The sequence below is a fragment of the Rhodospirillaceae bacterium genome, from assembly GCA_018662005.1.
Lineage (GTDB): Bacteria > Pseudomonadota > Alphaproteobacteria > Rhodospirillales > JABHCV01 > JACNJU01.
Genome location: JABJHA010000004.1, coordinates 286,454 through 311,953 on the forward strand (window position 1 = coordinate 286,454; position 25,500 = coordinate 311,953).

Consider the following 25,500-nt stretch of genomic DNA (forward strand, 5'->3'; position numbering starts at 1 on the left):
TTCCAAAATGCCATCTCGTCTCATGACCTATATTGCCCTGATGGTCCTGATCAGTATCTTTATTCTGGTCTGGCGGCACTATATCGAGCCTACCTATTTTGCCGAATTCAGAGCGCCCGCCGGGGCGCAGGTTCAGACTGTCGGAACCCCAAAAATTGGCGGTCCTTTCAATCTTGTCAATCAGGATGGAGTCAACGTCAGCGAGACCGATTTCATGGGCCGTTATATGCTGATCTATTTCGGCTACACCTATTGCCCGGATGTCTGCCCGACATCGCTCTCAGAGATGGCCGACGCATTGGATATGCTGGGTCCGAAGGGCGACAAAATCACCCCGGTCTTTATCACCATCGATCCGGAACGGGATGACGCGAATGCGATGAAAACCTACGTCGGTTATTTTCATCCCCGACTGGTCGGCTTGACGGGAACTGTCGAGCAAGTCAAGGCTGCGGCAAAGGCTTACAAGGCTTATTTCGCCAAAGCGGGCGATGGTTACAACGATGACGACTACACAATGGATCATTCCTCGATCACCTATCTGATGGGCCCGGATGGTGAATTTATCACTCATTTTGGCCATGGGGTTGACGCTGAACAAATAGCCGAGAAACTATCGGACCTCCTTTAATGAATAAAACGCCAGGCCTCCCAAATGGGCTGATTATCGCCGCACCCTCATCGGGAAGCGGCAAAACCGTGCTGACCCTGGGGCTGCTTAGGCATTTGTCGCGTGTTGGCGTTCCGGTGGCATCGCTTAAGGCCGGTCCCGATTATATCGATCCGGCCTTTCACACAGCGGCAACCGGCCAGCCGTGTTACAACCTTGACCCGTGGGCTATGCGACCGGCGTTGCTAAGCCATACTGCGGCCCTTGGGGCCCGTGAAGGGGGGGCCGCGACAGTCATTTGTGAAGGAGTCATGGGACTTTTCGACGGCGCTATTATGGAACAAGGCTCGACCGCCGATTTGGCTGAAATTACCGGCTGGCCGGTAATTTTGATTATCGATGCGGCGGCGCAGGGCGCTTCGGCCGGGGCCGTGTTACGTGGCTTTGCCACCCACCGCCCACAATTTTCTCCTGCAGGGGTGGTCTTCAACCGGATCGGTGGGGATCGTCACCGCGATGTGTTGAGCAAGGCGGCACAAGCCGCAGCCCCCGATATAAAAGTACTTGGCTTCGTCCCCCGTAAGGGCGACTTGCAGTTACCTGACCGTCACTTGGGGCTGGTGCAGGCGCGCGAGCATCATGACCTGGAAAATTTTCTCGATACGGCAGCAAATCTTGTCGCTGAAAATATCGATGTCGACGCCTTGCTGGCTCTCGCCCAACCCCTGAAGCCATCCGTTGGTGAGGAGCCCGGATTTATCAAGCCGCTGGGACAACGCATCGCCATCGCCGATGATGAAGCCTTTTCATTCCGTTATCCGTTAATTCTGGAAGGCTGGAGGGCTGCGGGGGCAGAGCTTTCGTTTTTCTCGCCCCTTGATGATGAAGCGCCAGCCAAGGATGCCGACGCCGTCTACCTGCCTGGCGGCTATCCTGAATTGCATGGTTATCGTTTAGGCACAGCCAACGTCTTCATGGGCGGTCTTAAAGAAGCCGCCGACAGGGGGGCGGTGATATTTGGTGAATGCGGTGGATACATGGTTTTGGGCAAGGGGCTCATTGACGCCGATGGCGAGCGCCATGTGATGGCGGGATTGTTGCCGCTTGAGACCTCGTTTGCGAAAAGAAAGCTGCATCTGGGCTATCGTCAGGTTGAACTGGACGCAGGCGCATCTCTTGGTTCGGGTGGCGTGTTGGGGGATCCGGGACAGCGTTTTCGCGGTCACGAATTCCATTATGCGTCAGTGATTAATGAAAGCCCCGGGGCGCCGTTGTTTAAATCGAAGAACGCCGCCGGAGATGATCTGGGACTTGCCGGTCTTGCCGATGGCCGGGTCATGGGGTCGTTTATTCATCTGATCGACCGGGCGGATAGTGATGACACTTAAACCTGTCATCCAGAATGAACCACCATTCTGGCATCAAAAAACACTGGTCCAGATGAACCCGCAAGAATGGGAATCACTGTGCGACGGGTGCGCCCGCTGCTGCCTGGAAAAGCTGGAAGATTCCGATAGCGGCGAAGTCAGCTATACCAACATCGGCTGCGGCTTGCTTGATGTGCAGGCGTGTCGCTGCACCAATTACCCTGAACGCAAACGATATATGCCCGATTGTGAACAATTGACGCCCGGCAACATCGCCTTTTTGAAATGGATGCCCTCAACATGCGCCTACAAGTTGCTGTCTGAAGGGAAGGATTTGCCTGACTGGCACCCATTGGTAACAGGTGACCCGAATTCGGTTCACAAGGCGGGAATATCCATTCGCGGTCGCGCCGTCGCCCATGAAGATGCCGGTGATTTTGAAGACCATATTGTGATCTGGCCTAAATAGTGAGAAAGATTTTTAAATGACAGATACCCTAAAAGGCGTTTTCGCCGCTGCCCTGACGCCCTTGAACAGCGATTTGAGTGTTGATCATGAAAGGCTTGTCAGCCACTGCCGCTGGTTACTTGAAAATGGTTGTGACGGGCTGGCCGTATTGGGCACGACCGGCGAAGCGAACTCGTTTAATCTGTCTGAGAGAATCGGCATTCTAGAGACTCTTTCCGATGCCGGAATTCCGGGCTCCGCCCTGATGCCCGGCACCGGTAGCTGTTCGATCCCCGAAACCGTTGAAATGACCAGGCGGGCCGTTGATCTGGGGGCTGCAGGGGTGCTGATGCTGCCGCCATTTTATTATAAAAACGTCAGCGACGAGGGTCTGTTCGCCGCCTATAGCGAAGTGATCGAGCGGGTTAGCGACGCCCGGCTTAAAGTTTATCTATATCATTTTCCGCAGATGTCGGCGGTACCCCTTAGTTACGATTTAATCGAACGTTTGCTTAAGCGTTATCCGGATACCATCGCCGGTATGAAAGACAGTTCCGGGGTGTTTGACAATATGGCTGGCGCCGCTGAAAAGTTTCCAGGCTTCGGCGTCTTTAGTGGCGGCGACGACTTCCTGTTGCCGCTTCTGAAAAAAGGCGGCGTCGGGTGCATAACGGCGGTCTGCAATATTGCCTGTAATCTGTCGGCAGAGCTTTACCAGGCATGGCGAAACGATGACCCGGCTGCGGAAGATTTACAAAAGAAATTAATCACGGTCAGGGAAGCGGCCCAAACCTATCCATACAGTGCGGGTTTGAAATCCCTGCTCGCTCATTACAGTGGTGATCAGGGCTGGACCACGGTGCGCCCGCCGCTGGTCGCCCTGGATGAGACACAAACCGCGGATCTGGTTGGTCTTGTTGCGGCTACGGGACACACCCTGCCGCCTTTAGGTTGACCGGTGGGGAATGCCCGAAAAAAGGTGTGCGAAGATCATCACAGCATCGATATTGATGGTCGTGAGATACCACTGATCGTGCGGCGTCACCCACGCGCCCGACGGATCATCCTGCGCGTCAATACGGCGGGCGAAGGGGCGGTGGTGACGATCCCCGCCCACGCGGACCCGGCAGATGGCATTGAGATGGCGCGCCGCCAGTCGGCGTGGTTGGGTCAGCGTCTAGATGACATGGGCGCACGCACCGAATTTAACGATGGCGTCCGGGTCCCCTATCGGGGCCAGGACTATACCTTGCGTCATGATCCGGCAGCCCGTGGCACGGTCTGGGTCGAAGGTGATGAAATCCACGTTACCGGCGACGCCCGCCACATGACCCGGCGTTTGAGCGACTGGATGAAGAAGCAGGCGCGAGCCGAAATCGCGCCGCTTGCCCATACCAAGGCGGCCAGCATCGGTCACACCCCGTCGCGCATTACCATCCGTGATACCCGCACCCGTTGGGGTTCGTGTTCCCATAAAGGCGGCCTGTCTTTCAGTTGGCGTCTGGTGATGGCGCCCAACGATGTTCTTGATTACGTCGTCGCCCATGAAGTCGCCCATCTGGAACACATGAACCACAGTCCTGCATTTTGGCAAACCGTCGATACGCTGACCGCCAACGCCAGCCATGGACGGAACTGGTTGAGCGACAACGGCAGCGCCCTGCACCGGATTGGTTAAGTGATGAAACAGGCTCAACACAAAATCGTTATGGCGACTGAAGGACAGGGACTGTATGAATTTACCGATCAGGTGGTGAACTGGGTATCCGGACAGGGAATTGCAGAGGGACTGTTGACGGTTTTTTGCACCCACACATCGGCCAGCCTGACCATCCAGGAAAATGCCGACAGTGACGTGCAGCGCGATCTGCTGACTTTCTTTGCCAACCTTGCGCCAGAAGACCCGTCCCTGTATCGCCATACCATGGAAGGGTCCGACGACATGCCGGCACACATCAAAAGCGCCCTTAGTGATGTGTCGTTGTCGATCCCCGTTCAGGGTGGCCGCCCGACACTTGGCACCTGGCAAGGGATTTATTTATTTGAACATCGAACCCGCCCTCACAGCCGCACTGTGATTCTTCAACTAATGGGAAACTGAAATTTTGACCCTTTCCGCCTTGATTTTCGACGTCGATGGCACCTTGGCCGATACCGAAGAAGCCCATCGCCAGGCCTTCAATCTGGCTTTTGCCGCCGCTGGTCTTGATTGGCACTGGGACCAAAATTTGTATACCCGCTTGTTGTCGGTGACCGGCGGTCAGGCGCGGATAGGTTTTTTTCTGGAGCAAAGCCAAAGGCCCGCCCTTGCCGATCCGCACATTGCCGAATTACATAAAAGCAAGACGGCGTTTTATGTGGAAGCCATGCAGGCTGGGCGGGTCCCTTTGCGACCCGGTGTTGAGCGCCTGTTATGCGAGGCCAGGGATCAAGGCTTGACGCTGGCCATCGCAACGACGACGACGCCGGTTAACTTTCAATCTCTTATAGAAAGCACATTGGGGAGGGCGGCACTGGACTGGTTCGCGGTTATTGGAGCCGGTGATTGTGTCGAAAACCTGAAACCCGCCCCGGATGTTTATCTTTGGACGCTGGACCGCCTTGGGCTGGAGCCATCCCGGTGTCTGGCCTTTGAGGACAGCGCCAACGGATTGAAGGCGGCGACGGCAGCCGGGCTTGCGACCATCGTGACACCCTGTCCCTACACCAAAGATCACGACTTTACCGGCGCGCTGAGTGTTCATGATAATTTGGATGAACCTGAGCGTGTTGACGTTGCATTTTTGCGGCAACTGCATGGCCGCCTTTAAAATTTCAGGATGAACTGTTACAGTCTCCCTTGCCCATTAAAGGAGAATTCAATGCGCTTTTTTATCATTGTCGGTTTGCTTTTGTCGCTGATGTCGTTTGAAGACGCCCGCTCCGAGACGCTACTGCAGTGCATGGAAAAATGTATTAGTTACGAAGGCGGCAATTCCGACACCAACAAGGCGACCTGTAAAACCCGCTGCGGTTCTGCGATGATCAAACAAAAGCCCGCCGGAATGCGTGATTGCAAGGGCGAGGTAAAAGCCTGTCGGTCTAAATGCGGCAAGGAAAAAATCGGCCAGCCGAGCGCTTGTCACAAGGAGTGCAAGGCGCTGCAAATGTCGTGTATTTAGCTCGTGACAAATTGCGACTTGTGAAACCCCTGAATATATAAAAGCGCGCTCAAGTCGCCGTGATCGATGAAGGCATCGGCGACTTCTTTTAGGCTCTCCGAGGCGTGAATGGCGACGCCAAGACCTGCCGCCTGTATCATCATGATGTCGTTGGCCCCGTCACCAACGGCCAGCACCTCGGCCAGTTGCAGGCCCTTTTGATCACATAATTCGTTTAGGATCGTCAGCTTTGCGATTCGGCCCAGCACCGGTTCTTCAACGGCGCCGGTTAATATGCCATCTTCAAAGATCAATTCGTTTCCCTTGTCATCATCAAAGCCGAGCCGTTCCGAAATACGGCTGGTGAAGAAACTGAACCCCCCTGACACCAGAATGCAGTATGCCCCGTGATGGGACATGGTTTGAACCAGTGTGCGCGCCCCTGCCTTAATGGTAAGACGATCCCGGTAGACGCTTTCAAGCAGATGCTGATCCATTCCCTTCATCAGCAACATTCGTTTGCGCAGGGCTTCTGAAAAATTGATCTCGCCTTTGATCACGGCGGTGGTGATTTCCCTGATTTGTGGGCCGACACCGAATGCGTCGCCCAGTTCGTCAATACATTCCTGATCTATGACCGTTGAGTCCATGTCGGAAATAAGAAGTTTTTTTCGACGGCCCCGAGTGGCGGTACAGGCAGCATCAATGGCTGTTCCTGACAAAGACTCACGAACCTGTTGGGTAACCTCAAGCGAGGTCAGGGGGGAATCCATGAAAAGATCACAAGCCTCGTCCTCGGCCAGCCAATGGGGATCGACAGGGATTTCCAGACGCTGGCAAACACGCTCGATATGCGCGGTCTTAAGCGGATTGGTTTCGGCATTGCCGATCAGGGTGAGGGCGTGGGAAGTCATCAGAATGGTTCGGATTATATCACATCCACTTAAAATACAAGGGTGGTATTTCGTATTCCTGTGGCCGTGATTGCAGTAGATTGGCTGGTATTACGGATCGAAAAATCAAGATGAACAGGGGCGGGAATGACTCCACGCAATGAATGGCGATATAATTTTACAGGCTGGCTTCTGTTTACCGTGTCGGCGTTGTTTTTTATCTGGTCTGCACTCGAGGCGGGTGACCGGGTTTACATCATCGCCAGTTTGTTTTTTTTAATTGCCTGTCTGGTGTTTCTGGTGCCTGTCTGGCGGCTGCGGCCACCGCGGGATTAGCGAATAAGATCAAAGCTATCGACCCTGCTTTTCAGCATATTGTCGAGCCAGTCCGGGTCCATTTGGGGAGCCGAAGATAACTGTAATTTCGTGTAATCGTGGTGCGGGGACTTCAAATTTAACTTTCCAGGGAACCGGCATTGACGATGTGGCCATCGACGGGAATGGCCTGTCCTGACACCCGGGCGCCCTCCGGCGAGGCCAGGAAAAATGCCATGTTGGCGATGTCCTCAATGGATATGAACGTCCTGAGGGACGAGTCCGCCGTATAGCGGTCGCGGATGATCTGGGCATCAATACCCTTTTGTTCGGACTCCGCAGCAATCACCGCGTCCATACGGGGACCATCGACACTGCCCGGGCAAATGGCGTTGACGCGAATGCCGTATGGGCCAAGCTCCATGGCCAGTGTTTTTGTGAAACCGATCAGCGCCCACTTTGAAGATGCGTAAGGCGCGCGCAATGGATAACCCATCATCCCCGCCGTCGATGAAATATTGATGACCGAACCGGCTCCTGCCTTTTTCAAATGAGGCACCGCCTGTTTGCAGCACAAAAAAGCGCCATCCAGATTGACACCAAGACAGGCCTGCCACGCTGCAAGCTCAATGTGTTCCACCGCCGCTGTTGGCCCGGCGATACCGGCGCAATTGACCAGTCCCGTCAAGCCGCCCATGCCATCGACGGCGGCATCAAACAGGTCGATGACGTTTTGCTCATTTGAAACATCGCAAAGGCTGGATGTCAGGCCGGGACGTTGGGCAAGGGTCTCCAATGCGCTTTTGTCGACATCGGCTATGTGGACGAGCGCCCCTTCGGACAAGAACTTCTCAACAATGCCGGCGCCGATGCCGGAAGCACCGGCGGTGACGATAATTTTCTGTGTCATGGGGATGTTTCCTACAGAGCCAGTCCGCCACTGGCGATAAGAACCTGACCGGTAATAAAATCTGATTCAGGAATACACAACAGATAAACGGCGTTAGCGGCATCTTCTGTCGTTCCGGCCCGCCCAAGCGGTGTCAGGCTTTTGATGGTGTCGATCATTTCAGGCTGTATGCCAGCCTTAATCTCACGCCCACCGACGTCGACCAGATCATCCACGCCGTCGCTTAAAGCCTTCGTCATGCGGGTTTCAATAAGACCGAAGGCGACACAATTAACGGTCACGTTATAGCGTCCCCATTCCTTGCCCAATGATTTGGTCATGCCGACCAGGGCGGATTTTGCGGCGGCGTAATTGAGCTGACCGGCATTGCCAAAAAGACCTGAAATGGACGAGATATTGACGACTTTTCGACACTGGGCCTGACCATCTTCTGCCTCACGTTTGGCGGCCTCGCGAATGAAATCAGCAGCCGCGCGAATGATCCTGAAAGGCGCTTTGGTGTGGACATCCATCATCGCGTCCCATTGCTCGTCAGACATTTTCTGGACCACATTGTCCCAGGTATAACCGGCATTGTTGACGATGATGTCGATACCACCAAAGCTGTCGATGGCGGTGTTGATAAAGCGTTCGGCGAAATCATCAGCGGTGACATCGCCTGTGCAGATGGCGGCCTTGGCCCCCAGTGCCCGCACCGCCTCTGCGGTTTCAGCGGCGGCCTCGTCTTCAAGGTCATTGATGACCACGCTTGCGCCTTCGGATGCCAGTTTAAGGGCGATGGCGCGGCCGATGCCACGTCCTGACCCTGTGACCAGCGCCGACTTTCCTTTAAGTTTGCTCACAGTGCCTCCACATAACACTTGCGTATTTCTCGTTTCAGGGTTTTACCGGCCATATTCCTTGGAAACTCATCAAGTATCAGAAGATCAGCCAGACGCTGGAACTTTGCCCCAACGCGATCGTTGGTCCATTTGATTATTGCCTGTGCATCCCCGGAGCTGCCTTCTTTCAGACGTACGGCGGCGACCGGTTTCTCTCCCCATTTTTCATCCGGGACGCCGAAGACGGCGGCTTCGATGATGTCATCATGGCCGCCCAGGACTTCTTCGATATCCTTTGGATAGACGTTCACGCCGCCTGAAATAATCATATCCTTGATGCGGTCGACAAGAAAAAGAAAACCATCATCGTCGACATAACCGACGTCCCCGGTCAGCAACCAGCCATCAACAATGGCGCTTTCGGTCAAGGCCGGACGTTTGTAATAGCCGGGCATCATCATTGGTGAGCGGCCACAAATCTCGCCGATTTCGCCGGCTGGCAATTCAATACCCTGGGGGTCGATAATTTTGACTTCAAACAGTGGCGGTGGCACCCCGACGGAGCCGGTCTTGGTCATGGAATCCTTGCAATCCAGTACGGTGCACATGCCTTCGGTCAGGCCGTACAGTTCGTAAAAACACCCCGGCAATGCTTTGTTCAAGACTTCTTTATAGGTCAGGGGCAGGGGTGCGCCGACAGACAGGATCATCTCAAGGGAAGACAGCCGGGCCGGATCAAATGCAGGGTGATTGACGATCTCGATAATTTGCGCGGGCACCAGGACAATATGGGTGACTTTCTCCGCCTCAATGCCGTCCAAAACCGCTTTTGCATCGAAGGCGCGGTGTAAAATGTAGGTGCAGCCCACGTACATCCACGGCATCAGGTCGAGCATGGCACCGTTAAAGGCGATGGAACCGGCATGTAGGACAGTGCTTTCGGGGTGCATTCGGAAACTTGAGGCGAATGTCGTGCAATAGTGGCCACGCACATAGTGAGTATGGATGATCCCCTTGGGATCGCCGGTGGTGCCGCTGGTGTACATGATGTTGTAGGTATCGTCGTCGCACAGGCCCGCCTCCGGGGGCTCGTTATCTGCTGCGCCTGCGATCAATTCGCCGTAGGTGCAAAAACCGTCAGGGGCCGACGCGTCGCCGCCGACCAGGATGTATCCATCGTCGCGCACGTTACCCAGGTTGCCGCGAATGTCATTTAAAGTCTCTGCGAAACGGGCATCGGCGAAAACCATGGCGGCGTCTGAATTGGCGATCAGGGATTGCAGGCCAGCCGCTTGCAGCAATGTGCTGGCAGGGACAATGACGATACCGGTTTTGGCGGCCATCCAGTAAAGCGTCATCAACTCGAAGCTGTTGGAGAGTACGGCAAACACATGGTCGCCCTTTTTGAGACCATGCGTCAGCAGGGCATTGCTCAGGCAATTAACGTGTTTGTTGAAGTCGCGAAAACTCAGGCGCTGGTCATCGATGACAAAGCCTAAATGATCGGGCCGGTATCTGGCGTGGCGGGGCAGCAGCGTGCCAATATTCATAAGCTCAAAAACTTTTCATGTGTGTGTAAATGAGGTTATGGAATTTAACAAAGTCAGGCAAGAGACTCTGATGCCTGTGAAGCCGGGTTCATTTTGCCGTCCGGGTCGCCCGCTGTGCCAGCACGATGGCGACGCCACCCAGAGTCGCGGCGGAAGCCAGAACCAGACGCAACGTCAAATCTTCCGACAACAGGGCAACCCCGCCAAAGGAGGCGATGGCGGGAACCGAAAGCTGCACAGTGGCGGCACGGGTGGCGCTTAAAGCGGGCAGCACCGCGTACCAGATAACATATCCGCAGCCCGACGCCAGCGCCCCGGAGGCGACTGCCAAAACCAACCCTGCAGAAGTGCTGCTGAAATCCTGCCAAAACACCAGACTGACGACCAGCACCAGGGGAACACAGTAGGTGAAGTTTCTAGCCGTTGCTTCCAGCGGATCGGTCGCCCCCCTGCCCAACAATGAATAAACGCCCCATGCGACACCGGCGATGGTCATTAGCACCGCACCTAACGGGTCGGGCGCTGTGACTCCCGGGGAAACCAGATAGACCAGCCCGAAAACCGCCAGGGCAAGACCGCCCCATGACAGTTTCGCAAAATGCTCACCGCCGCGCAGGGCGACGACAAACATGGTCAATTGAACAGCGCCAAATAAAATAAGAGCGCCCGTGCCGGCGCCAAGGGAAAGATAGGCGAATGAAAAAAACACCATGTAGGTAAACAACATCGCCGCCGATCGCCAGTTGGCGGTGCTGGGCTGGCGCGGTTTTCGCCTGACCACGACAATCAGGATCAAGGTCGCCGCACCGGCGATCACCCTGAGCGATGCAAAGGAAGCAGCGTCAATCAGTCCCTGCCCCAATGCCTGTCTGCACAGCAATGAGTTGGCGGCAAAGGCCAGCATGGCAACGGCCGTCAACAACACCGTGCGCGACGTGCTGTGGGTGGACTGAGTGGACATGGGTGCTGTCACCTTAAAATAAGTAATAAACACACACGCCATCACTCGACATCAAAAGAAGGCACCGGTCAACTGGTTCTTGGTGCCGTTCAGCCGCGGATTTTCATGACACCGGCCTGTATTTGTTTTTGCAAGTCAGCGCCTGTCATGGTCAGGGGATTGCCAAACGCGATGGCGGTCTTTTCAGATTCGGTCAGGAATACAGAGAGCTCCTGTCGAAACAGCCCAGCGATAGCGGCGTCTTTGGCTTCAATATTGTTCACCGCCTTTTCCAATATGGATTGATCGCGGGTCACCCAGCCAAGTTTTACTGCTTCGATCAACGCCACGGCTTTATCACAAGGCGCGCCTATATCACCGGTAACTGGATGATAGGTTCGGTCAAGACTGTCTTTCAGGCTATGGGTACAACAACTAACACTGGCCGGATAGCGGGACCAAAGGGCTGGCATGTATCTGCCAGGGTCTTGCAGGCACAGGGTGAAATAGATCAATTCACCGGCCAGGAATTCGGCATAAAACCGGTAAGCGCTGGTGGCTTGAAAAAGCTCACTGTCGGATCCGGGGCCAGCGGTCATTTCCTTGAGGGTGTCAGCGATTGTCGGGCCCAAACCATCTGGCCACCCTTGAGCATCGTTGTTGCGGGCCGAACCGACACGGTTGAGTTCAGTCAGGATTTTGACGAGATCATAGGAAACCGGTTCAGGCGCTGTTAACCCTAAAGATTTGTAAAAATTTCCGATAACCTCAAAAAACAAAATCCTTTGGGCAGCCGCCTTGTAATAAATCGGATACCCTGCCCCTTCCAGTGCCCCACGATATCCGCACTGGGAAATGTTCAGTGTTTGCCCGGCCTCGGCAGCCAGTAACACCAGCATGTCTTCGCCCGTACGACCGGTGCCGTCTTCGGCGATATGCATCAGTTGCAAAAGGAAATTAACGATCACCAAAAAATCAAGATCAATGTCATCACGCAACCGTCGCGCCCGGCCATCATCAATTGCAGAAAACAAGGCGTCGCTTATCCCCTGAAGATATCTGGGATGAAGGGTTTCAAACCCTGAGATCATACAGCGGCGTTTTCGGGGTTTGGCCAAATCGTCCATGGTCGGATGATGATGTTCGACCTCTTCGTTTAAATCATGGACACTGAGTCGTTGGCCGACACTGACATTTGCCTCGAAATAGGCGGCGGTCATGTCAAAGAAAACCTGACCAGCCGGTGTTGCGTTTGACAAAGCTGACGGGATCAGGCGGTCTCGAATATGGTCCGAACTGCATCTTAATTGACGATACACGCGAGCCCGGCCTTGCAAGTTTTTTTGGTCGTTCATGGATCATATTTAAGGCACGACCGCCATGATTTGTCACGCAAGGGGAAACATATTTGCGGGTGTACGGTAAAACTGACATTATCAGGCGGTGGCTGAAAATCGACGGCGGCCACATCAAACTGGGGCCTGTTTTAAGGATCGTTTCGTGAGAGATTCACTGTTCCATATCCGCAGGAATGATTCTCTTAGTATCCATTCCCAAATCCGCACGATGCTGGTTTCGGCCATACTTGATGGTCATCTGGCCCCCGGCATGGCGCTGCCTTCGTGCCGCAAGATGTCAACGACCCTTGGTGTATCGCGTAACACCGTCGCCCTGGCTTATCAAAGCCTTGTTGATGACGGCTATCTTTTATCACGCGAACGCAGTGGTTATTATATCAGCGGTGAAAACCTAACTGGCAGAAGCAAAGCCCCTGAGCAGGCCCCCCGTCATAAAGACACGCCGGACTGGGAAGGACGTTTCGGGGTTGAACCTTCAAGCCAGCGAAATATCGACCTGCCGCGTGACTGGCGCTCATATCCCTATCCTTTCACTTACGGGCAGGTTGATCAGGACCTGTTCCCCTTGACCGAATGGCGGGAGTGTTCGCGTCAGGCGCTCAGCAAGTCAGCCATGGAGGAGGATTCCTGCGACATCTTCTGTGATGACGACGCCTTGCTGGTGGAGCAGATCTGTTTGCGTCTGCTGCCGCGCCGCGGCATCCGCGTTAATGCGGATCAGATACTGGTCACCCTGGGTGGCCAGAATGCCATTTACCTGCTCGCTAATTTACTGATGACAGAGAAAACGACGGTCGCATTTGAAGAACCGGGATATCCCGATGTCCGCAATATTTTTTCTCTTAGGACGCCTAATCTGGTTCCCATTCCCGTTGACGACGAGGGCTTGCCCGTCGATCAGCGACTTGATGATTGCGATTATGTTTTTGTCACCCCCAGCCACCAGTCGCCAACCACCGTGACCATGCCGCTTGCCCGGCGCGAGGCGCTGCTTAAGAAGGCTCGTGAAAAACGCTTTCTGATTATCGAGGATGATTACGAACCCGAAGCCAATTATGTCAACGAACCGACACCGGCGATCAAGTCCCTGGATGTCGACGACCGGGTTATCTATGTCGGCAGTTTGTCAAAAACCGTCTTTCCCGGATTGCGTATCGGCTATCTGGTCGGCCATCCCAGATTGATAGCAGAAGCACGCGCCCTGCGACGGTTGATGTTCAGGCATCCCCCCAACAATAACCAGCGGACCGTATCGCTGTTTTTGTCACTGGGTCATTACGACACGCTGGTGCATCGGCTCCACCGATCTTACCGGGCCCGCTGGCAGTGTATGGGCGAGGCGCTCGCAAAGCACTTACCTGACTCGTTTCGAGTGCCGACTTTCGGCGGCAGCAGTTTCTGGATCAGGGGTCCCGAAGGTCTTGACGCCGACGCCTTGGCAAAGGAAGCCTTGCAAAAGGGCCTGATCATTCAGCCCGGTCGGGTGTTCTTTTCATCGCGTAGCGCACCGGCGAATTACTTCCGCCTGGGATTTTCAGCCATTCCCATAGAGCGGATCGAGCCGGGCATTGCTATTCTTACCAGCCTAATCAAGGAATTTACCACTTCTTCATCTGACGTATAAGATCGCCAGCATCTGGCCCTATGCTGCCGGGCACAGGCTGTCTATCAATCATTTAGAATTCAGTTTGGATAAGGAATATTGATCATGACAAAAATGACCACGGAAGAAGCCTTCGTAAAAGTCTTGCAGATGCATGGCATCGAACATGCGTTCGGGATCATTGGTTCGGCCTTCATGCCGATTTCAGATCTGTTCCCGAAAGCCGGCATTCATTTTTGGGATGTCGCCCATGAAACCAACGGCGGCCTGATTTGTGACGGCTATACGCGCACAACCGGCAAGATGGCGATGGCGATAGCCCAGAACGGACCGGGCATCACCGGCTTTGTGACGGCGGTCAAAACGGCATACTGGAACCACACCCCGATGTTGCTGGTCACCCCGCAAGCGGCCAACAAGACCATTGGTCAGGGCGGCTTTCAGGAAGTCGAACAAATGGCCCTGTTCAAGGACATGGTCTGCTATCAGGAAGAAGTTCGCCATGCGACCCGGGTCGGTGAAGTTCTCAACCGTGTTATTGAAAAAGCGATCCGTGGTTCGGCCCCGGCCCAGATCAATGTTCCGCGGGATTTCTGGACCCAGGTGATCGATATTGAGCTGCCGCAGATCGTCAGGCTGGAACGCCCTGCCGGTGGTGCTGTGGCCATAGCCGATGCGGCAAAACTTTTATCGGAAGCCAAGTTCCCGGTGATCCTTTCAGGTGCCGGTGTTGTTATTGGCGGGGCCATTCCCGAATGTCAGGCTTTGGCTGAACGTCTTGATGCGCCGGTTGCCAGTGGTTATCAGCACAACGACAGTTTCCCCGGCAGTCACCCGCTGGCCGCAGGGCCGCTCGGCTACAACGGCTCGAAGGCAGCCATGGAACTTATCGCCCAGGCCGACGTGGTGCTGGCTTTGGGAACCCGGCTCAATCCGTTTTCAACCTTGCCCGGTTATGGCATTGATTACTGGCCCACGAACGCCAGTATCATTCAGGTCGATATCAATTCCGACCGTATTGGTCTGGCCAAGAAGGTCTCGGTCGGTATTTGCGGCGACGCCAAACTGGTTGCCAGGCAAATTCTTGATCAGCTTTCGGCGAACGCCGGTGACGCAGGGCGCGAAGAGCGTAAAGCGACAATCCATCAGGCCAAGTCATCGTGGCTGCAGGCGCTTTCCAGTATGGATCATGAAGACGATGATCCGGGCACCGACTGGAATGCAGAGTCCCGCAAGCGCGACGCCGACCTGATGTCACCGCGTCAGGCATGGCGCGCTATCCAAGCTGGACTTCCAGAGGACGCAATCATATCAAGTGACATTGGCAACAACTGTGCCATCGGCAATGCCTACCCGACTTTCGAGGAAGGCCGTAAGTATCTCGCCCCCGGCCTGTTCGGCCCGTGCGGATATGGCTTCCCGTCGATACTTGGGGCCAAGATCGGCAATCCCGATACCCCGGTTGTCGGTTTTGCCGGTGACGGCGCTTTTGGGATCTCCATGAATGAAATGATTTCTTGCGGCCGCGAAGAATGGCCCGCCATCACCATGGTGATTTTCCGTAACTATCAGTGGGGTGCGGAAAAGCGGAACTCGATCCTGTGGTACGACAACAACTTCGTCGGCACCGAACTGAACCCCGACCTGAGCTTTGCCAAAGTCGCCGAAGGCTGTGGCCTGAAAGGGGTTTCGGTCAAAACGCCGGAAGCTCTGACCGAAGCCCTGAAAGTTGCCTGCAAGGCGCAGGACGACGGGGTGACGACGTTTGTCGAAATCGTCCTCAATCAGGAACTGGGTGAGCCGTTCCGCAGGGACGCGATGACGGCACCGGTTGAAGTTGCTGGTATTGACGCCAGTGATATGAGACCGCAAAAGACTTAAAAAGCCGGTGGAGATGCTTGTTTTGTAGATGGTGCTTTCGGGTATCGGCTTGATGCGGGTAGTCTCTGACTTATGAAAACAACAAGTAACAACATTCTTGTCGTTAACGCCGGTTCTTCGAGCGTCAAATTTGCGCTTTTTTCACTGGCTTCAGACCAGCCCTCGGCCATCTTGAAGGGCCAGGTCTCGGGAATTGGCGCCACTCCTGTTATTGATGCCCGGGACGGGCAAGGGAACATCATTTCCTTTGCCCGTCCATCGGGCGGCATCAACACCCATGAGGATGCGTTTGAAGCCCTGATTGACTGGCTTGAGGCGCGTGGTGAATCGGTGGCTGGCGCCGGTCACAGAGTCGTCCACGGGGGCGTTGATTTTACCTCCCCGGTTCGGATTGATGAGAAAACTCTTGTCGCCCTTGAAACCCTGATACCGCTTGCCCCTCATCACCAACCATTTAATCTTGCGGCGATCAGGGCGCTTGCGGCGCGGCTTCCTGACGTGCCACAGGCAGCCTGCTTCGATACAGCATTCCATGCCAGCCAGCCCGCCGAGGCGCGCGAGCTTGGCTTGCCCGCTGTGTACGCCGAAAGAGGGGTCAGGCGCTACGGCTTTCACGGCCTGTCCTACCAATCTGTGGCCGCAGCGTTTCCTGCCATTACCGGCGCGGCATTGCCGTCGCGGCTGGTTATCGCCCATTTGGGCAACGGCGCCAGTATGTGCGCCCTCAAAGACGGCGAGTGCGTCGCTACGACGATGGGCTTTTCGACACTCGATGGCATTCCCATGGGAACCCGCAGCGGTTCTGTTGATCCCGGTGTGCTGTTGCATTTAATGCGCGAAGACGGGGCGTCCTTAACCGAACTTGAAGACCTGCTCTATAACCGCAGCGGCCTGTTGGGGATTTCAGGGACCAGTCAGGATATGCGGACATTACTCGAAAGTGACGACCCCCGCGCTGAAGCAGCGGTTGCATTTTTCTGTTACCGGATTTCCCGTGAGTTGGGTTCACTGGCAGCAGCCCTTGGCGGTTTGGACGCGCTGGTGTTTACGGGCGGCATTGGTGAGAACGCGGCCCCTGTGCGCGCCCGGGTGCTCAGGCAAGCGGCCTGGTTGGGCCTCGCCATTGATGAAGAAGCCAATAACAACGCGGGACCATGCATATCTACAGGCGGTAGCACGGCTCAGGCATGGGTCATTGCGACACAGGAGGAGTTGACAATCGCCAACCACACGAAGGTGGTATTGGAACTGTAAAGTCTTAAATTTAAAGGATTTTTCTCTAACTGTCCCACATGCTTGCGGATAATTGGCCCTTGTCATCGAGGGTGCTGTACGGGACCGTCTCTGTGCCTGGAGTAGAGCTCAGCATTCTTGAGTGGTTGACGAATGAAATCCATTGGCACAGACTAAACTTAAGTAAGAAAAGAATCATAAGTCGAAATAGACAAATCAATAACAAACACAACAGGGAGTTAACAGAATGAGTAAGAAGACGAAATCCCAATTGTCGACCGAGGCGACTTTGCTGGCTGCCAGCAAAGTGACTCGCCGTTCGGTGGTCAAGGGCGTTGCCGTGGTTGGCGCCGGTGCGGTCGCCGCGCCGATGTTTATCAAGGACGCGCTGGCCGCCAAGGAAATCAATATCCTAATGTGGTCCGACTATCTGCCCGAAAAATTCATGGGCGATTTTACGTCAGCCACCGGCATTAAAATCAATTACACCGGCATCGGCTCGAACGAAGAAATCATCAACAAGATGAAGGCCAATAAAGGCCAGGGCTTCGACATCGTTTCCCCGACCAATAACCAGGGCCTGGAATGGGGTCCGCTGGAACTGTTGCAGCCGTTTGATATGGGTAAGGTTCCGCTCGACAAGGTCAACCCGGCTATGTCGAAAATCGGTGATGTTGACTGGAGCTTCAATGGCAAAGGCTCTCACTGGTTGCCGCACATTTGGGGCACCGAAGGCATTGCCTGGCGTACCGATAAGTGGACACCATCAGGCGGCGCACCCAGCTACGGCGACGTCTGGGCCGATGAAAATGCCGGCAAGACCATGGGTCGTCCGCACTCAATGATGCTGGGCGCCGGACTTTACATGGAAACCATCGGCGAGCTTTCCCATGGCGACATGTGGAAGGCGTATCAGTCTGAAACCAACATGCGCCCGATCTGGGACAAGGTCACCTCGTGGGTCATCGCCCGCAAGAAGAACCTGAAACTTCTGTGGAACGATGCTGACACCCAGAAAAACGGCCTGCTCAATGAAGGTGTTATCGTTGGTCAAACATGGGATGGCCCGCCTTTGGCGCTGAAAAGTGCTGGTGAGCCGGTTATGTATCAGGCTCCTAAAGAAGGCTCTATGGCCTGGGTTGACGGCATGGCAATGCCTATTGGTGCGAAGAACACCGATGAAATCTATGAATTCATCAAGTTCTCCTACAACGCCAAGGATGCTGGTGTGGCCATCGATTCACATGGTTACAATTCCCCGGTTCTGGGCGCTGACAAGTTTGCTGGCGCGGCCTACAAGAAGAATTTTTCGGATGCTTATCCCGGCGATTCTCTGGCCAACCTCAACCCGTGGCCGCCACAGGCCCCTTGGTATGCTGAAATTCGTACCGAGTATGTAAACAAGTTCAAGAGCGCTTAAGCGTCGAACCTGTTGAAAATTACCCCCCGGGCGCTCTCAAGCGTCCGGGGACACGTTTCGGTCGGGGGAGTATCAAATGAGTGAAGGCGTAGGCGTCAATCTGCAGGACGTGTGGATCCGTTTCGGGGACTTTGTCGCCGTTCGTGAAGCCAACGTTGATATTGAAGGCGGCAGTTTCTTCTCGTTCCTTGGCCCTTCGGGTTGCGGGAAAACGACGATCCTGCGGGCTGTTTCCGGCTTTCTTGAACCCAGCGATGGCAAGGTTCTGATCGGTGGAAAGGACATGGCCGGGATCGGCCCCAATAAAAGACCGACGGCACTTATTTTCCAAAACCTGGCACTTTTCCCGCTGATGAAAGTCTGGGAAAACATTACCTTTTCACTTGAAGTTCAAGGCGTTGGCGCCGCTGACCGGCGTAAACGCGCTGACGAGTTGCTCGAGATGATTGCGCTGACCGGTCAGGGTGACAAACTTCCTTCAGAATTATCCGGTGGCCAGAAACAGCGCGTTGCCATTGCCCGCGCCTTGTGCGCTTCGCCAGATGTTCTTTTGCTTGATGAGCCGCTTTCGGCCCTTGATTTGAAGTTGCGCCAGCACATGCGCACCGAGCTCAGGCAAATCCAGCAGCGCGTCGGCATTACCTTTATTTACATCACCCACGATCAGGGCGAAGCCCTGACCATGTCAGATAGCGTTGCCGTCATGCGTCATGGCATCATTGATCAAATCGCCGACGGACAATCCATTTATGACGACCCGGCAACCCCGTTTGTCGCCTCGTTTGTTGGCGAGAACAATGTCTTCAGAGGCAAAATCAAATCCATCGATAACGGCATGGCGGTGATCACCACCAATCGAACCGGTGACCTGCGCTCGCGTGTCGGCACATCGGTCAAGGCGACCATGAAAGTGGGCGACGAGGCGATGATCTTTATCAGGCCAGAGGCCCTGAGCATTGCCGAAAACAGCGAAGCTTCAGATCATCGGATCAAGGCCCTGGTCACCAATGAAGAATTTGAAGGCCAGGCCTATAACGTTTTCCTTGAAGGCGGTGAGGGCAAGGAAATCAAGATGTCGCTGGTCAATCAGGGCAAGGTCCGCCAGTCATCCATGGGCAAGGACATGTTTATGGAATACGACCCCGAACAGTCGATCGTCCTGCCCGACGGCGAACTGGCGAACGAATAGGCCGGCCTCATGAAAAAATCAGGCTTCATGTCAGAATTTTTTGAACGCAACGGTCTTGCGCTCGGCCTCTATCTATTGCTGGCGGTTGGCTTTTGGGTGTTCATCCTGATTTTGCTGCCACAACTCTCAATGCTCGATTTTTCGTTCCGCCATCACCTTCCGCCGCCGGAAATGGGTGGGCCGAAAGATGTCTACACGCTTGAACATTACAAGTTCCTGGTACTTGGCGCCCAGGGCGCGGATTCATCGTACAACGCCGTTGATCTGGGCGTTTTTGTGCGTACCCTGCTGGCGGCGTTGTTTGTAACCTTGCTTGACCTGGCGCTTTGTTATCCGCTGGCCTACTACCTGGGCCAGTCAAACGGCGGCGGCTTTATCCGGGTGTTGGTGCTGCTGTTGATTATCCCCTACTGGGTCAATGAAATCCTGCGGGCTTTCGCCTTCCGGATTATTTTTGGCGACAGCGGGGTTATAAACGAGCTGTTGATTTCTATGGGTATGATCGGCAGCCCCATTGATTTTATTCGCGAGAACGTGGCGCTCTATTCGGGGCTGGGTTACGCCTACATTTTGCTGATGATCTTCCCCATCTACAACGTCATTGAAAGCCTTGACCGAAATCAGATTGAAGCCGCCCGCGATATGGGCGCTCCGTGGTGGCGCATTCACTGGCGGGTTGTTATTCCGTATGCCAAGCCGGGCATTTCCTCGGGCTGCACAATGGTCTTTATGTTGACGGCCGGGGCGCTTGCGGCGCCGCAAATTCTCGGTGGGCCTTCCAGTTTGTGGTTTACGCAAATTATTTATCAGTGGTTCAACCAGGGCGGCAACTGGCCCCGCGGGGCGGCCTACGCCATTGTTCTGCTCAGCGTCTGTATCTTTATCGTTCTGTCGATGATGCGGCTGTTCAAGGTTAAAATGGGGGACATCGGCAAGTGAAATCCGAAAATGTCCTGATGAAAGTATTCTTAGGGTTATACCTGGTGGTCTTCTTCGGCTACCTTTTGGGGCCGCTGGTTATCATGAGCATTACCGGTTTCAATTCGCCGGGCTTTCCACGGGCAGCACCTTGGGAGTGCCTGACTTTTGAATGGTTCGATGTGCTGGCAAACGACAAGCGCATTATCAACGGTATTCAGAACAGTTTTATGGTCGGGGCCGGTACTGTCTTCCTGTCCGTGGTTTTGGGGATGGCCGGATCGCTGGTTTTGACCCAGGTCTGGCCGAAGCTTAGGGCTACCTATTACACCATCGTTATCGCGCCGATCCTGATCCCCGGCGTGGTGCTGGGTATTTCGACGCTGGTCTTTTGGGACCGGATCAACGTCATGTTGGGCTTTAGTAGCGAAAGTTTCCTGCATAACGGTATTCTTCTGACGATCCTTGGGCAGTCGACCTTCATCGCTTCCTACTGCATGTTGGTGTTCGTCGCCCGCCTGCAGCGCTTCGATGTCGGCCTGACCGAAGCGGCGCTTGACCTGGGCGCCACCAACGTTCAGGCGTTTCGCAAAATTCTTCTGCCTTTCCTGAAACCGGCCATCGCCTCTTCGGCCGTTCTGGCGTTCCTGGCCTCGTTTGAAAACTACAACACAACCACTTTCACCTTTGGCAAGTACCCAACCCTGACCATCGAACTTGCCCAGAAAGTGCGTTACGGTATCAACCCGTCGATTTCGGTGCTGGCATTCCTGATTGTCGTGTTGACCATCGTTGGTGCGCTCAGTCATGAAATATATCAGCGGCGCAAGCAATTGGCGCTGGCTAACGGGGCCCCGGTCGGGGCTGTCACGGGCGGCTTCCAGTTGCCGAAATTCTTGCGCGGCAATCCGGCATCTATTGTCTTGCTGTTGGTGGCCCTGGGTGGCTTTTCGACCATCTGGTTCGCCAATGTCTACAACCCCCAATCCTGCAAAACCGAAGTGCGCGAAATAAAACGCACCCTTCAACAGCAACGCATTGATGAAATCCGGCGTCAGAAAATTGAGCGTGAGCAGCAAAAACTCCTGCAGGGACCGGATATCTTTGGCACCGGAAGCCGTCCTGGGGATGCACCGCAGAGCCCGGGCAAGGGTGCCTTTGGCAGCGTCTTTGATCCGCAGAATCTCGACAAGACCGGTCCTGAGGGCAGCGAGGCACCGGCAGCAACAAATCCCGGTGCTGGTGCTTTTGGTAGTGTCTTCGACACCCAGAACCTGAAAAAACAATCCGAGTCCGGAAATTAGAGGCGCTCAATGGCTTTACTGACGACGACAATCGGCGCCTTCCCAAAACCCGACTACGTGCCCGTTGTTGACTGGTTCAAGGCAGAGGACAGCACAGTCGACGAAGACCCGACAAGCCGCTACGAGGACGAACTGGCGCGGATGGGGGAGGAGGCCGAGGGTATCTTCACCCGCGCCGCCCGTGATGTGATTAACGATCAGGTCAGCTGCGGGATCGATATCCCGACCGATGGCGAGGTCCGGCGTGAAAATTATATTCACTATCATTGCCGGCATCTCAACGGTATTGATTTTACCACCTTGACCGATACAGTGCTGCGCGAGGGCGCCTATAAAGCGCGGCTGCCAACCATTACCGGTCCTGTTTCGGCAATGGATCATTTTCTGCCCCATGATTACCGGGTCGCCCAGGCGACAACGGACAAGCCGCTGAAGGTGACCATCCCGGGCCCGATGACGATTGGCGATACGGTCGCAGACAGTTATTACGGTGATGAGAAAAAGCGTGGCCAGGAGCTTGCGACAGCACTTAATGCGGAAGTTCTGGCTCTGGCCGAAGCCGGTTGTCAGCATATTCAGGTGGACGAACCGCTGTTCGCCCGCAAGGCCGAAGCGGCGCTCGATTTTGGTATTGATAACCTTGAGCGGGTTTTCCATGGCTGCCCCGAAAGCGTCACCCGTACCATGCACATGTGTTGCGGCTATCCCGATTGTCTGGATGATACGGACTACCCCAAGGCCCCCAAGGAATCATATCTTTCGCTGGCCAAGGCCATTGATGCCTCTTCCATCGCCGCGGTGTCGCTGGAAGATGCCCATCGCCATAACGATCTTTCATTGCTCGAAATGTTCGAGAGGACCACGGTCATCTTCGGTGTCGTCGCCATTGCCTCGAGCCGCATCGAAACAGTGGAAGAAATCCGCCAGCGTCTGGAAGCGGCGCTTGGGCATATTGACGCTCACCGGTTGATCGCGGCACCGGATTGCGGCCTGGGCATGTTGTCACGCGACATGGTGATGGCTAAACTCAGCAATCTTAGCGAAGCCGCCCACGGTTTGGGTTAAGCAGAAAACCTAAAAAAACGTCTCCCGACAGGATTATTTATGCCAAGCCAACTTTTCACGCCTATTAAGCTGCGTGCCCTGACGCTCGCAAATCGCATCATCGTCTCCCCCATGTGTCAGTACAGTGCTAACGGGGGGAGCCTGACTGACTGGCATCTTATGCATCTGGGACAATTTGCGGTTTCCGGCTCCGCCCTGGTCATCGTCGAAGCAACCGGGGTTGAGGCAGCGGGCAGGATATCACCGGGTTGCCCCAGTCTGTGCTCTGACGACAACGAAGCCGCCATGAAGCGCGTTGTCGATTTCTATCGTGATTACGACAACGCCCGTATCGGCATCCAGCTTGCCCATGCGGGTCGAAAGGCATCGACAGACATGCCATGGCGTGGCGGGGCGCCGCTCGCCAAAGATACGCCGCAAGGATGGGAAACTTTCGCTCCTTCGGCCATTCCCTATAACGACGGCTGGCCAACGCCAACGGCACTGGACGGCGAAGGCCTTGAGCGCATTAAACATGCATTCGTTGATGCCGCAAAAAGGGCGGTACGTGTTGGTTTTGACCTGATTGAACTGCACGCTGCTCATGGCTACCTGATGCATCAGTTTTTGTCGCCCCTCAGCAATCAGCGAGATGACGCTTATGGCGGCAGTCTCGACAATCGCATGCGCTTCCCGCTTGAGGTCTTCGCGGCGGTTCGGTCTGTATGCCCTGAAGATTACCCGGTTGGCATCAGGGTTTCTGCTACGGATTGGGTAGAGGGCGGCTGGGATCTGGAAAGTACGATAACTTTTGCGCAGGTACTTTGCGATCTTGGATGTGACTTCATTGACGTTTCCAGCGGCGGTAACTCTCCGGCTCAAAAGATTATTGCCGGCCCCGGATATCAGACCGGTTTTGCTTCGGCTATCCGTCAGGCTGCCAAAATGACAACCATTGCCGTTGGCCAGATTACCGACCCGCGTCAGGCAGAAACCATCGTCGCATCGGGACAGGCTGATATCGTAGCCCTTGCAAGGGGTATGCTCTACGACCCGCGCTGGCCTTGGCATGCTGCCGAGGTGTTGGGTGCTGATACAGCCTTTCCACCCCAGTACATGCGCGCCCATCCAACGCTTCAAGGAGAGCCGGTTCCCGGCAACCCACCGCCGCCTAAAAAGTGATTGCACCCCGGTTCAAGGCGGCTGTTAAATAGTGAAAAAATTGGCGCACCCGACAGAATTCGAACCTGTGACCTCTGCCTTCGGAGGGCTTAAAAAGCCTCTTGCAGGGCATCAAATTTGCCACTAACCAATTGATATCATTATGCAGTGCAGTGCAGCATAATTTGGGACAATGCAGCAAAATTCAACCTGAGTGTCCCAAATTTGTCCCAAGATTTTGAGTCATTCTAAATTACTTGCGCCACATCGGTAGCGTAATATTTTATTTAACGCGGCCATTGACGTCTCTACCTTTGACATCGAAACTCAGGAGTTCGCCGTCAATCAATTTGAGGATTATCACTAATGGCCATGACACATAATCGCAAACCCACCCATCCCGGAATTTTGGTTAAAAGCGGGGTGATTGACGCCCGCGCCGTTGAGATAAATGAATTAGCGCAAGACATCAACATGACCCGAACCAACCTGTCGCGTATTTTGAACGGCCACGGACGCATGACCGCAAAAACCGCCTGTAAGCTGGCTCGGGTTCTCGACATTAGCCCCGAGCCACTTATCAAGGGCCAAGCCGTCTATGACCAGTGGGAAGCTCTCCAGGAATTAAAAGATTGGACTCCTGCAAAAATATACACCGAAACAAAATCCGCCGCCCTGGCTTGATGCAGTTTCATGAAAGCATCCTTCCCATGCTTGAGTTGGATGGAGGAAACATAAAGGAATTTTAGTATGAGCAAGCAAGCTCAGGGTTACCAAATAATCGTGGACGAATTGCCAGAAAATTTTCCCACACATCGCCATGACTCCGAATTTTGGGAGCACCTTGGTCGAACAATAGCCACATTTGGCTTTCTTGAGGAAATGTTGGGTAAGGCTATTTTCATACTCACGGGAACCAAAGAGTTTGAGGATGAAGCAGCGGCTGAGGCAGCATTTGAAAACTGGCAACCGGTTCTTGAAGCGGCCTTAACTGATGTGCTTTCGAAATTAATTTCGTCGTACGAGAAAGCTGTTCGCGATCATCAAAGCACCTCGACTGAAGGTCTGGAAGAATTGCTTGATAGGCTTAAAAAGGCGAACGACATCAGAAACGTGTTGTGCCATGGTTCCTGGAAAGCACCGAATGAAGCGGGAAAATCGGTTCCTCGTTTTGTCAATCGGCGTAAGGAAGTGTTTGATACGCCCGTTGACATCTCGTTTTTGAAACAAACTCGCCAGCATGTCGGAGAGCTTGCCTGCGACGTAATGAATACGGTAACGCAAATGGGGTATCAGTTCCCCGGCTCGAAATCCCCAGGGAAATCATTAACGGAGTAACAGGCAAGAGCCAGAACGGGAAAACATCAATTCTTGATTTTTTCTCGTAACTAATAC

General features: G+C 54.5%; 26 protein-coding genes. 20 read left to right on the forward strand and 6 right to left on the reverse strand.

Going from position 1 to position 25,500, the window contains the following annotated elements; genetic code table 11:
- Positions 1-40: 40 nt before the first annotated feature.
- From HOL66_02645 to HOL66_02680, 8 genes are read left to right on the forward strand one after another with little or no spacing between them, the layout of a single operon-like run.
- Positions 41-631 (forward strand): SCO family protein, encoded by a 591-nt coding sequence (locus tag HOL66_02645; protein ID MBT5243128.1) that lies wholly within the window; start codon positions 41-43, stop codon positions 629-631.
- Positions 631-1,998: a cobyrinate a,c-diamide synthase gene (locus tag HOL66_02650; GenBank protein ID MBT5243129.1), complete on the forward strand. Its 1,368-nt coding sequence runs from the start codon at positions 631-633 to the stop codon at positions 1,996-1,998. The genes HOL66_02645 and HOL66_02650 overlap by 1 nt, the downstream gene beginning before the upstream one ends.
- The gene (locus HOL66_02655) at positions 1,988-2,446 is read left to right on the forward strand and encodes a YcgN family cysteine cluster protein (GenBank protein MBT5243130.1); all 459 of its coding nucleotides are present in this window, start codon (positions 1,988-1,990) and stop codon (positions 2,444-2,446) included. Before HOL66_02650 ends, HOL66_02655 begins: the two co-directional genes overlap by 11 nt.
- A gap of 16 nt (positions 2,447-2,462) precedes the next feature.
- The gene (locus tag HOL66_02660) at positions 2,463-3,380 is read left to right on the forward strand and encodes a dihydrodipicolinate synthase family protein (GenBank protein ID MBT5243131.1); all 918 of its coding nucleotides are present in this window, start codon (positions 2,463-2,465) and stop codon (positions 3,378-3,380) included.
- A gap of 24 nt (positions 3,381-3,404) precedes the next feature.
- Complete coding sequence (locus tag HOL66_02665; GenBank protein ID MBT5243132.1) at positions 3,405-4,103, forward strand: M48 family metallopeptidase; 699 nt, start codon at positions 3,405-3,407, stop codon at positions 4,101-4,103.
- Positions 4,104-4,106: 3 nt separating this feature from the next.
- Positions 4,107-4,526 (forward strand): YjbQ family protein, encoded by a 420-nt coding sequence (locus HOL66_02670; protein ID MBT5243133.1) that lies wholly within the window; start codon positions 4,107-4,109, stop codon positions 4,524-4,526.
- A gap of 1 nt (position 4,527) precedes the next feature.
- A complete protein-coding gene (locus HOL66_02675) occupies positions 4,528-5,235 on the forward strand; it encodes an HAD-IA family hydrolase (protein ID MBT5243134.1) in 708 nt (235 codons plus the stop codon).
- Positions 5,236-5,286: 51 nt separating this feature from the next.
- The gene (locus HOL66_02680) at positions 5,287-5,586 is read left to right on the forward strand and encodes a hypothetical protein (protein ID MBT5243135.1); all 300 of its coding nucleotides are present in this window, start codon (positions 5,287-5,289) and stop codon (positions 5,584-5,586) included.
- Here HOL66_02680 and serB read toward each other — a convergent pair.
- Positions 5,583-6,479 (reverse strand): phosphoserine phosphatase SerB, encoded by an 897-nt coding sequence (gene serB, locus HOL66_02685; protein MBT5243136.1) that lies wholly within the window; start codon positions 6,477-6,479, stop codon positions 5,583-5,585. The two genes, HOL66_02680 and serB, sit on opposite strands and share 4 nt — an antisense overlap.
- Before the next feature lie 126 nt (positions 6,480-6,605).
- Between serB and HOL66_02690 the strand changes: the two genes are divergently transcribed.
- On the forward strand, positions 6,606-6,794 hold the full coding sequence (locus tag HOL66_02690) for a cytochrome oxidase subunit III (GenBank protein ID MBT5243137.1): 189 nt from the start codon (positions 6,606-6,608) through the stop codon (positions 6,792-6,794).
- Positions 6,795-6,912: 118 nt separating this feature from the next.
- On the opposite strand, the gene HOL66_02695 is transcribed toward HOL66_02690, so the two are convergent.
- The 5 genes from HOL66_02695 to HOL66_02715 form a co-directional block, all read right to left on the reverse strand.
- Positions 6,913-7,683 carry an SDR family oxidoreductase gene (locus HOL66_02695; GenBank protein ID MBT5243138.1) on the reverse strand — a complete coding sequence of 257 codons (771 nt, stop codon included), beginning with the start codon at positions 7,681-7,683 and terminating at the stop codon, positions 6,913-6,915.
- An 11-nt stretch (positions 7,684-7,694) separates the two neighbouring features.
- Positions 7,695-8,525: an SDR family oxidoreductase gene (locus HOL66_02700; GenBank protein MBT5243139.1), complete on the reverse strand. Its 831-nt coding sequence runs from the start codon at positions 8,523-8,525 to the stop codon at positions 7,695-7,697.
- Complete coding sequence (locus HOL66_02705; protein ID MBT5243140.1) at positions 8,522-10,054, reverse strand: AMP-binding protein; 1,533 nt, start codon at positions 10,052-10,054, stop codon at positions 8,522-8,524. Before HOL66_02705 ends, HOL66_02700 begins: the two co-directional genes overlap by 4 nt.
- An 88-nt stretch (positions 10,055-10,142) precedes the next feature.
- Positions 10,143-11,015 carry a DMT family transporter gene (locus HOL66_02710; GenBank protein MBT5243141.1) on the reverse strand — a complete coding sequence of 291 codons (873 nt, stop codon included), beginning with the start codon at positions 11,013-11,015 and terminating at the stop codon, positions 10,143-10,145.
- Between the two features lie 89 nt (positions 11,016-11,104).
- Positions 11,105-12,349 (reverse strand): hypothetical protein, encoded by a 1,245-nt coding sequence (locus HOL66_02715; protein MBT5243142.1) that lies wholly within the window; start codon positions 12,347-12,349, stop codon positions 11,105-11,107.
- Positions 12,350-12,560: 211 nt separating this feature from the next.
- On the opposite strand from HOL66_02715, the gene HOL66_02720 reads away from it, so the two are divergent.
- From HOL66_02720 to HOL66_02770, 11 genes are all read left to right on the forward strand, one after another.
- Positions 12,561-13,976: a PLP-dependent aminotransferase family protein gene (locus HOL66_02720; GenBank protein MBT5243143.1), complete on the forward strand. Its 1,416-nt coding sequence runs from the start codon at positions 12,561-12,563 to the stop codon at positions 13,974-13,976.
- 84 nt (positions 13,977-14,060) lie between these two features.
- On the forward strand, positions 14,061-15,836 hold the full coding sequence (gene xsc / locus HOL66_02725; GenBank protein MBT5243144.1) for a sulfoacetaldehyde acetyltransferase: 1,776 nt from the start codon (positions 14,061-14,063) through the stop codon (positions 15,834-15,836).
- Between the two features lie 72 nt (positions 15,837-15,908).
- On the forward strand, positions 15,909-17,090 hold the full coding sequence (locus HOL66_02730; protein ID MBT5243145.1) for an acetate/propionate family kinase: 1,182 nt from the start codon (positions 15,909-15,911) through the stop codon (positions 17,088-17,090).
- 268 nt (positions 17,091-17,358) lie between these two features.
- A complete protein-coding gene (locus HOL66_02735; GenBank protein ID MBT5243146.1) occupies positions 17,359-18,489 on the forward strand; it encodes an extracellular solute-binding protein in 1,131 nt (376 codons plus the stop codon).
- A gap of 76 nt (positions 18,490-18,565) precedes the next feature.
- Positions 18,566-19,678, forward strand: a complete 1,113-nt coding sequence (locus HOL66_02740) for an ABC transporter ATP-binding protein (protein ID MBT5243147.1) — start codon at positions 18,566-18,568, stop codon at positions 19,676-19,678.
- A gap of 27 nt (positions 19,679-19,705) precedes the next feature.
- Complete coding sequence (locus HOL66_02745) at positions 19,706-20,617, forward strand: ABC transporter permease (GenBank protein ID MBT5243148.1); 912 nt, start codon at positions 19,706-19,708, stop codon at positions 20,615-20,617.
- Between the two features lie 17 nt (positions 20,618-20,634).
- Positions 20,635-21,900, forward strand: coding sequence for an ABC transporter permease (locus HOL66_02750; protein MBT5243149.1), 1,266 nt, complete (start codon positions 20,635-20,637; stop codon positions 21,898-21,900).
- A gap of 9 nt (positions 21,901-21,909) precedes the next feature.
- Complete coding sequence (locus HOL66_02755; protein ID MBT5243150.1) at positions 21,910-22,965, forward strand: 5-methyltetrahydropteroyltriglutamate--homocysteine methyltransferase; 1,056 nt, start codon at positions 21,910-21,912, stop codon at positions 22,963-22,965.
- A gap of 39 nt (positions 22,966-23,004) precedes the next feature.
- Complete coding sequence (locus tag HOL66_02760; GenBank protein ID MBT5243151.1) at positions 23,005-24,126, forward strand: NADH:flavin oxidoreductase/NADH oxidase; 1,122 nt, start codon at positions 23,005-23,007, stop codon at positions 24,124-24,126.
- A gap of 345 nt (positions 24,127-24,471) precedes the next feature.
- A complete protein-coding gene (locus HOL66_02765) occupies positions 24,472-24,789 on the forward strand; it encodes a HigA family addiction module antidote protein (GenBank protein ID MBT5243152.1) in 318 nt (105 codons plus the stop codon).
- Between the two features lie 66 nt (positions 24,790-24,855).
- Positions 24,856-25,443: a hypothetical protein gene (locus HOL66_02770; protein ID MBT5243153.1), complete on the forward strand. Its 588-nt coding sequence runs from the start codon at positions 24,856-24,858 to the stop codon at positions 25,441-25,443.
- Positions 25,444-25,500: the final 57 nt, after the last annotated feature.

What these genes read in the sequence shown, in the direction of transcription:
- HOL66_02765 (MBT5243152.1), top strand. Translation starts at nt 24,472, where the DNA reads ATGGCCATGACACATAATCGCAAACCCACCCATCCCGGAATTTTGGTT.
- HOL66_02720 (MBT5243143.1), top strand. Translation starts at nt 12,561, where the DNA reads ATGCTGGTTTCGGCCATACTTGATGGTCATCTGGCCCCCGGCATGGCG.
- HOL66_02650 (MBT5243129.1), top strand. Translation starts at nt 631, where the DNA reads ATGAATAAAACGCCAGGCCTCCCAAATGGGCTGATTATCGCCGCACCC.
- serB (MBT5243136.1), bottom strand. Translation starts at nt 6,479, where the DNA reads ATGACTTCCCACGCCCTCACCCTGATCGGCAATGCCGAAACCAATCCG.
- HOL66_02745 (MBT5243148.1), top strand. Translation starts at nt 19,706, where the DNA reads ATGTCAGAATTTTTTGAACGCAACGGTCTTGCGCTCGGCCTCTATCTA.
- HOL66_02750 (MBT5243149.1), top strand. Translation starts at nt 20,635, where the DNA reads ATGAAAGTATTCTTAGGGTTATACCTGGTGGTCTTCTTCGGCTACCTT.
- HOL66_02655 (MBT5243130.1), top strand. Translation starts at nt 1,988, where the DNA reads ATGACACTTAAACCTGTCATCCAGAATGAACCACCATTCTGGCATCAA.
- HOL66_02740 (MBT5243147.1), top strand. Translation starts at nt 18,566, where the DNA reads ATGAGTGAAGGCGTAGGCGTCAATCTGCAGGACGTGTGGATCCGTTTC.
- HOL66_02760 (MBT5243151.1), top strand. Translation starts at nt 23,005, where the DNA reads ATGCCAAGCCAACTTTTCACGCCTATTAAGCTGCGTGCCCTGACGCTC.
- HOL66_02730 (MBT5243145.1), top strand. Translation starts at nt 15,909, where the DNA reads ATGAAAACAACAAGTAACAACATTCTTGTCGTTAACGCCGGTTCTTCG.
- xsc (MBT5243144.1), top strand. Translation starts at nt 14,061, where the DNA reads ATGACAAAAATGACCACGGAAGAAGCCTTCGTAAAAGTCTTGCAGATG.
- HOL66_02695 (MBT5243138.1), bottom strand. Translation starts at nt 7,683, where the DNA reads ATGACACAGAAAATTATCGTCACCGCCGGTGCTTCCGGCATCGGCGCC.
- HOL66_02755 (MBT5243150.1), top strand. Translation starts at nt 21,910, where the DNA reads ATGGCTTTACTGACGACGACAATCGGCGCCTTCCCAAAACCCGACTAC.
- HOL66_02710 (MBT5243141.1), bottom strand. Translation starts at nt 11,015, where the DNA reads ATGTCCACTCAGTCCACCCACAGCACGTCGCGCACGGTGTTGTTGACG.
- HOL66_02660 (MBT5243131.1), top strand. Translation starts at nt 2,463, where the DNA reads ATGACAGATACCCTAAAAGGCGTTTTCGCCGCTGCCCTGACGCCCTTG.
- HOL66_02670 (MBT5243133.1), top strand. Translation starts at nt 4,107, where the DNA reads ATGAAACAGGCTCAACACAAAATCGTTATGGCGACTGAAGGACAGGGA.
- HOL66_02690 (MBT5243137.1), top strand. Translation starts at nt 6,606, where the DNA reads ATGACTCCACGCAATGAATGGCGATATAATTTTACAGGCTGGCTTCTG.
- HOL66_02705 (MBT5243140.1), bottom strand. Translation starts at nt 10,054, where the DNA reads ATGAATATTGGCACGCTGCTGCCCCGCCACGCCAGATACCGGCCCGAT.
- HOL66_02680 (MBT5243135.1), top strand. Translation starts at nt 5,287, where the DNA reads ATGCGCTTTTTTATCATTGTCGGTTTGCTTTTGTCGCTGATGTCGTTT.
- HOL66_02770 (MBT5243153.1), top strand. Translation starts at nt 24,856, where the DNA reads ATGAGCAAGCAAGCTCAGGGTTACCAAATAATCGTGGACGAATTGCCA.
- HOL66_02645 (MBT5243128.1), top strand. Translation starts at nt 41, where the DNA reads ATGGTCCTGATCAGTATCTTTATTCTGGTCTGGCGGCACTATATCGAG.
- HOL66_02715 (MBT5243142.1), bottom strand. Translation starts at nt 12,349, where the DNA reads ATGAACGACCAAAAAAACTTGCAAGGCCGGGCTCGCGTGTATCGTCAA.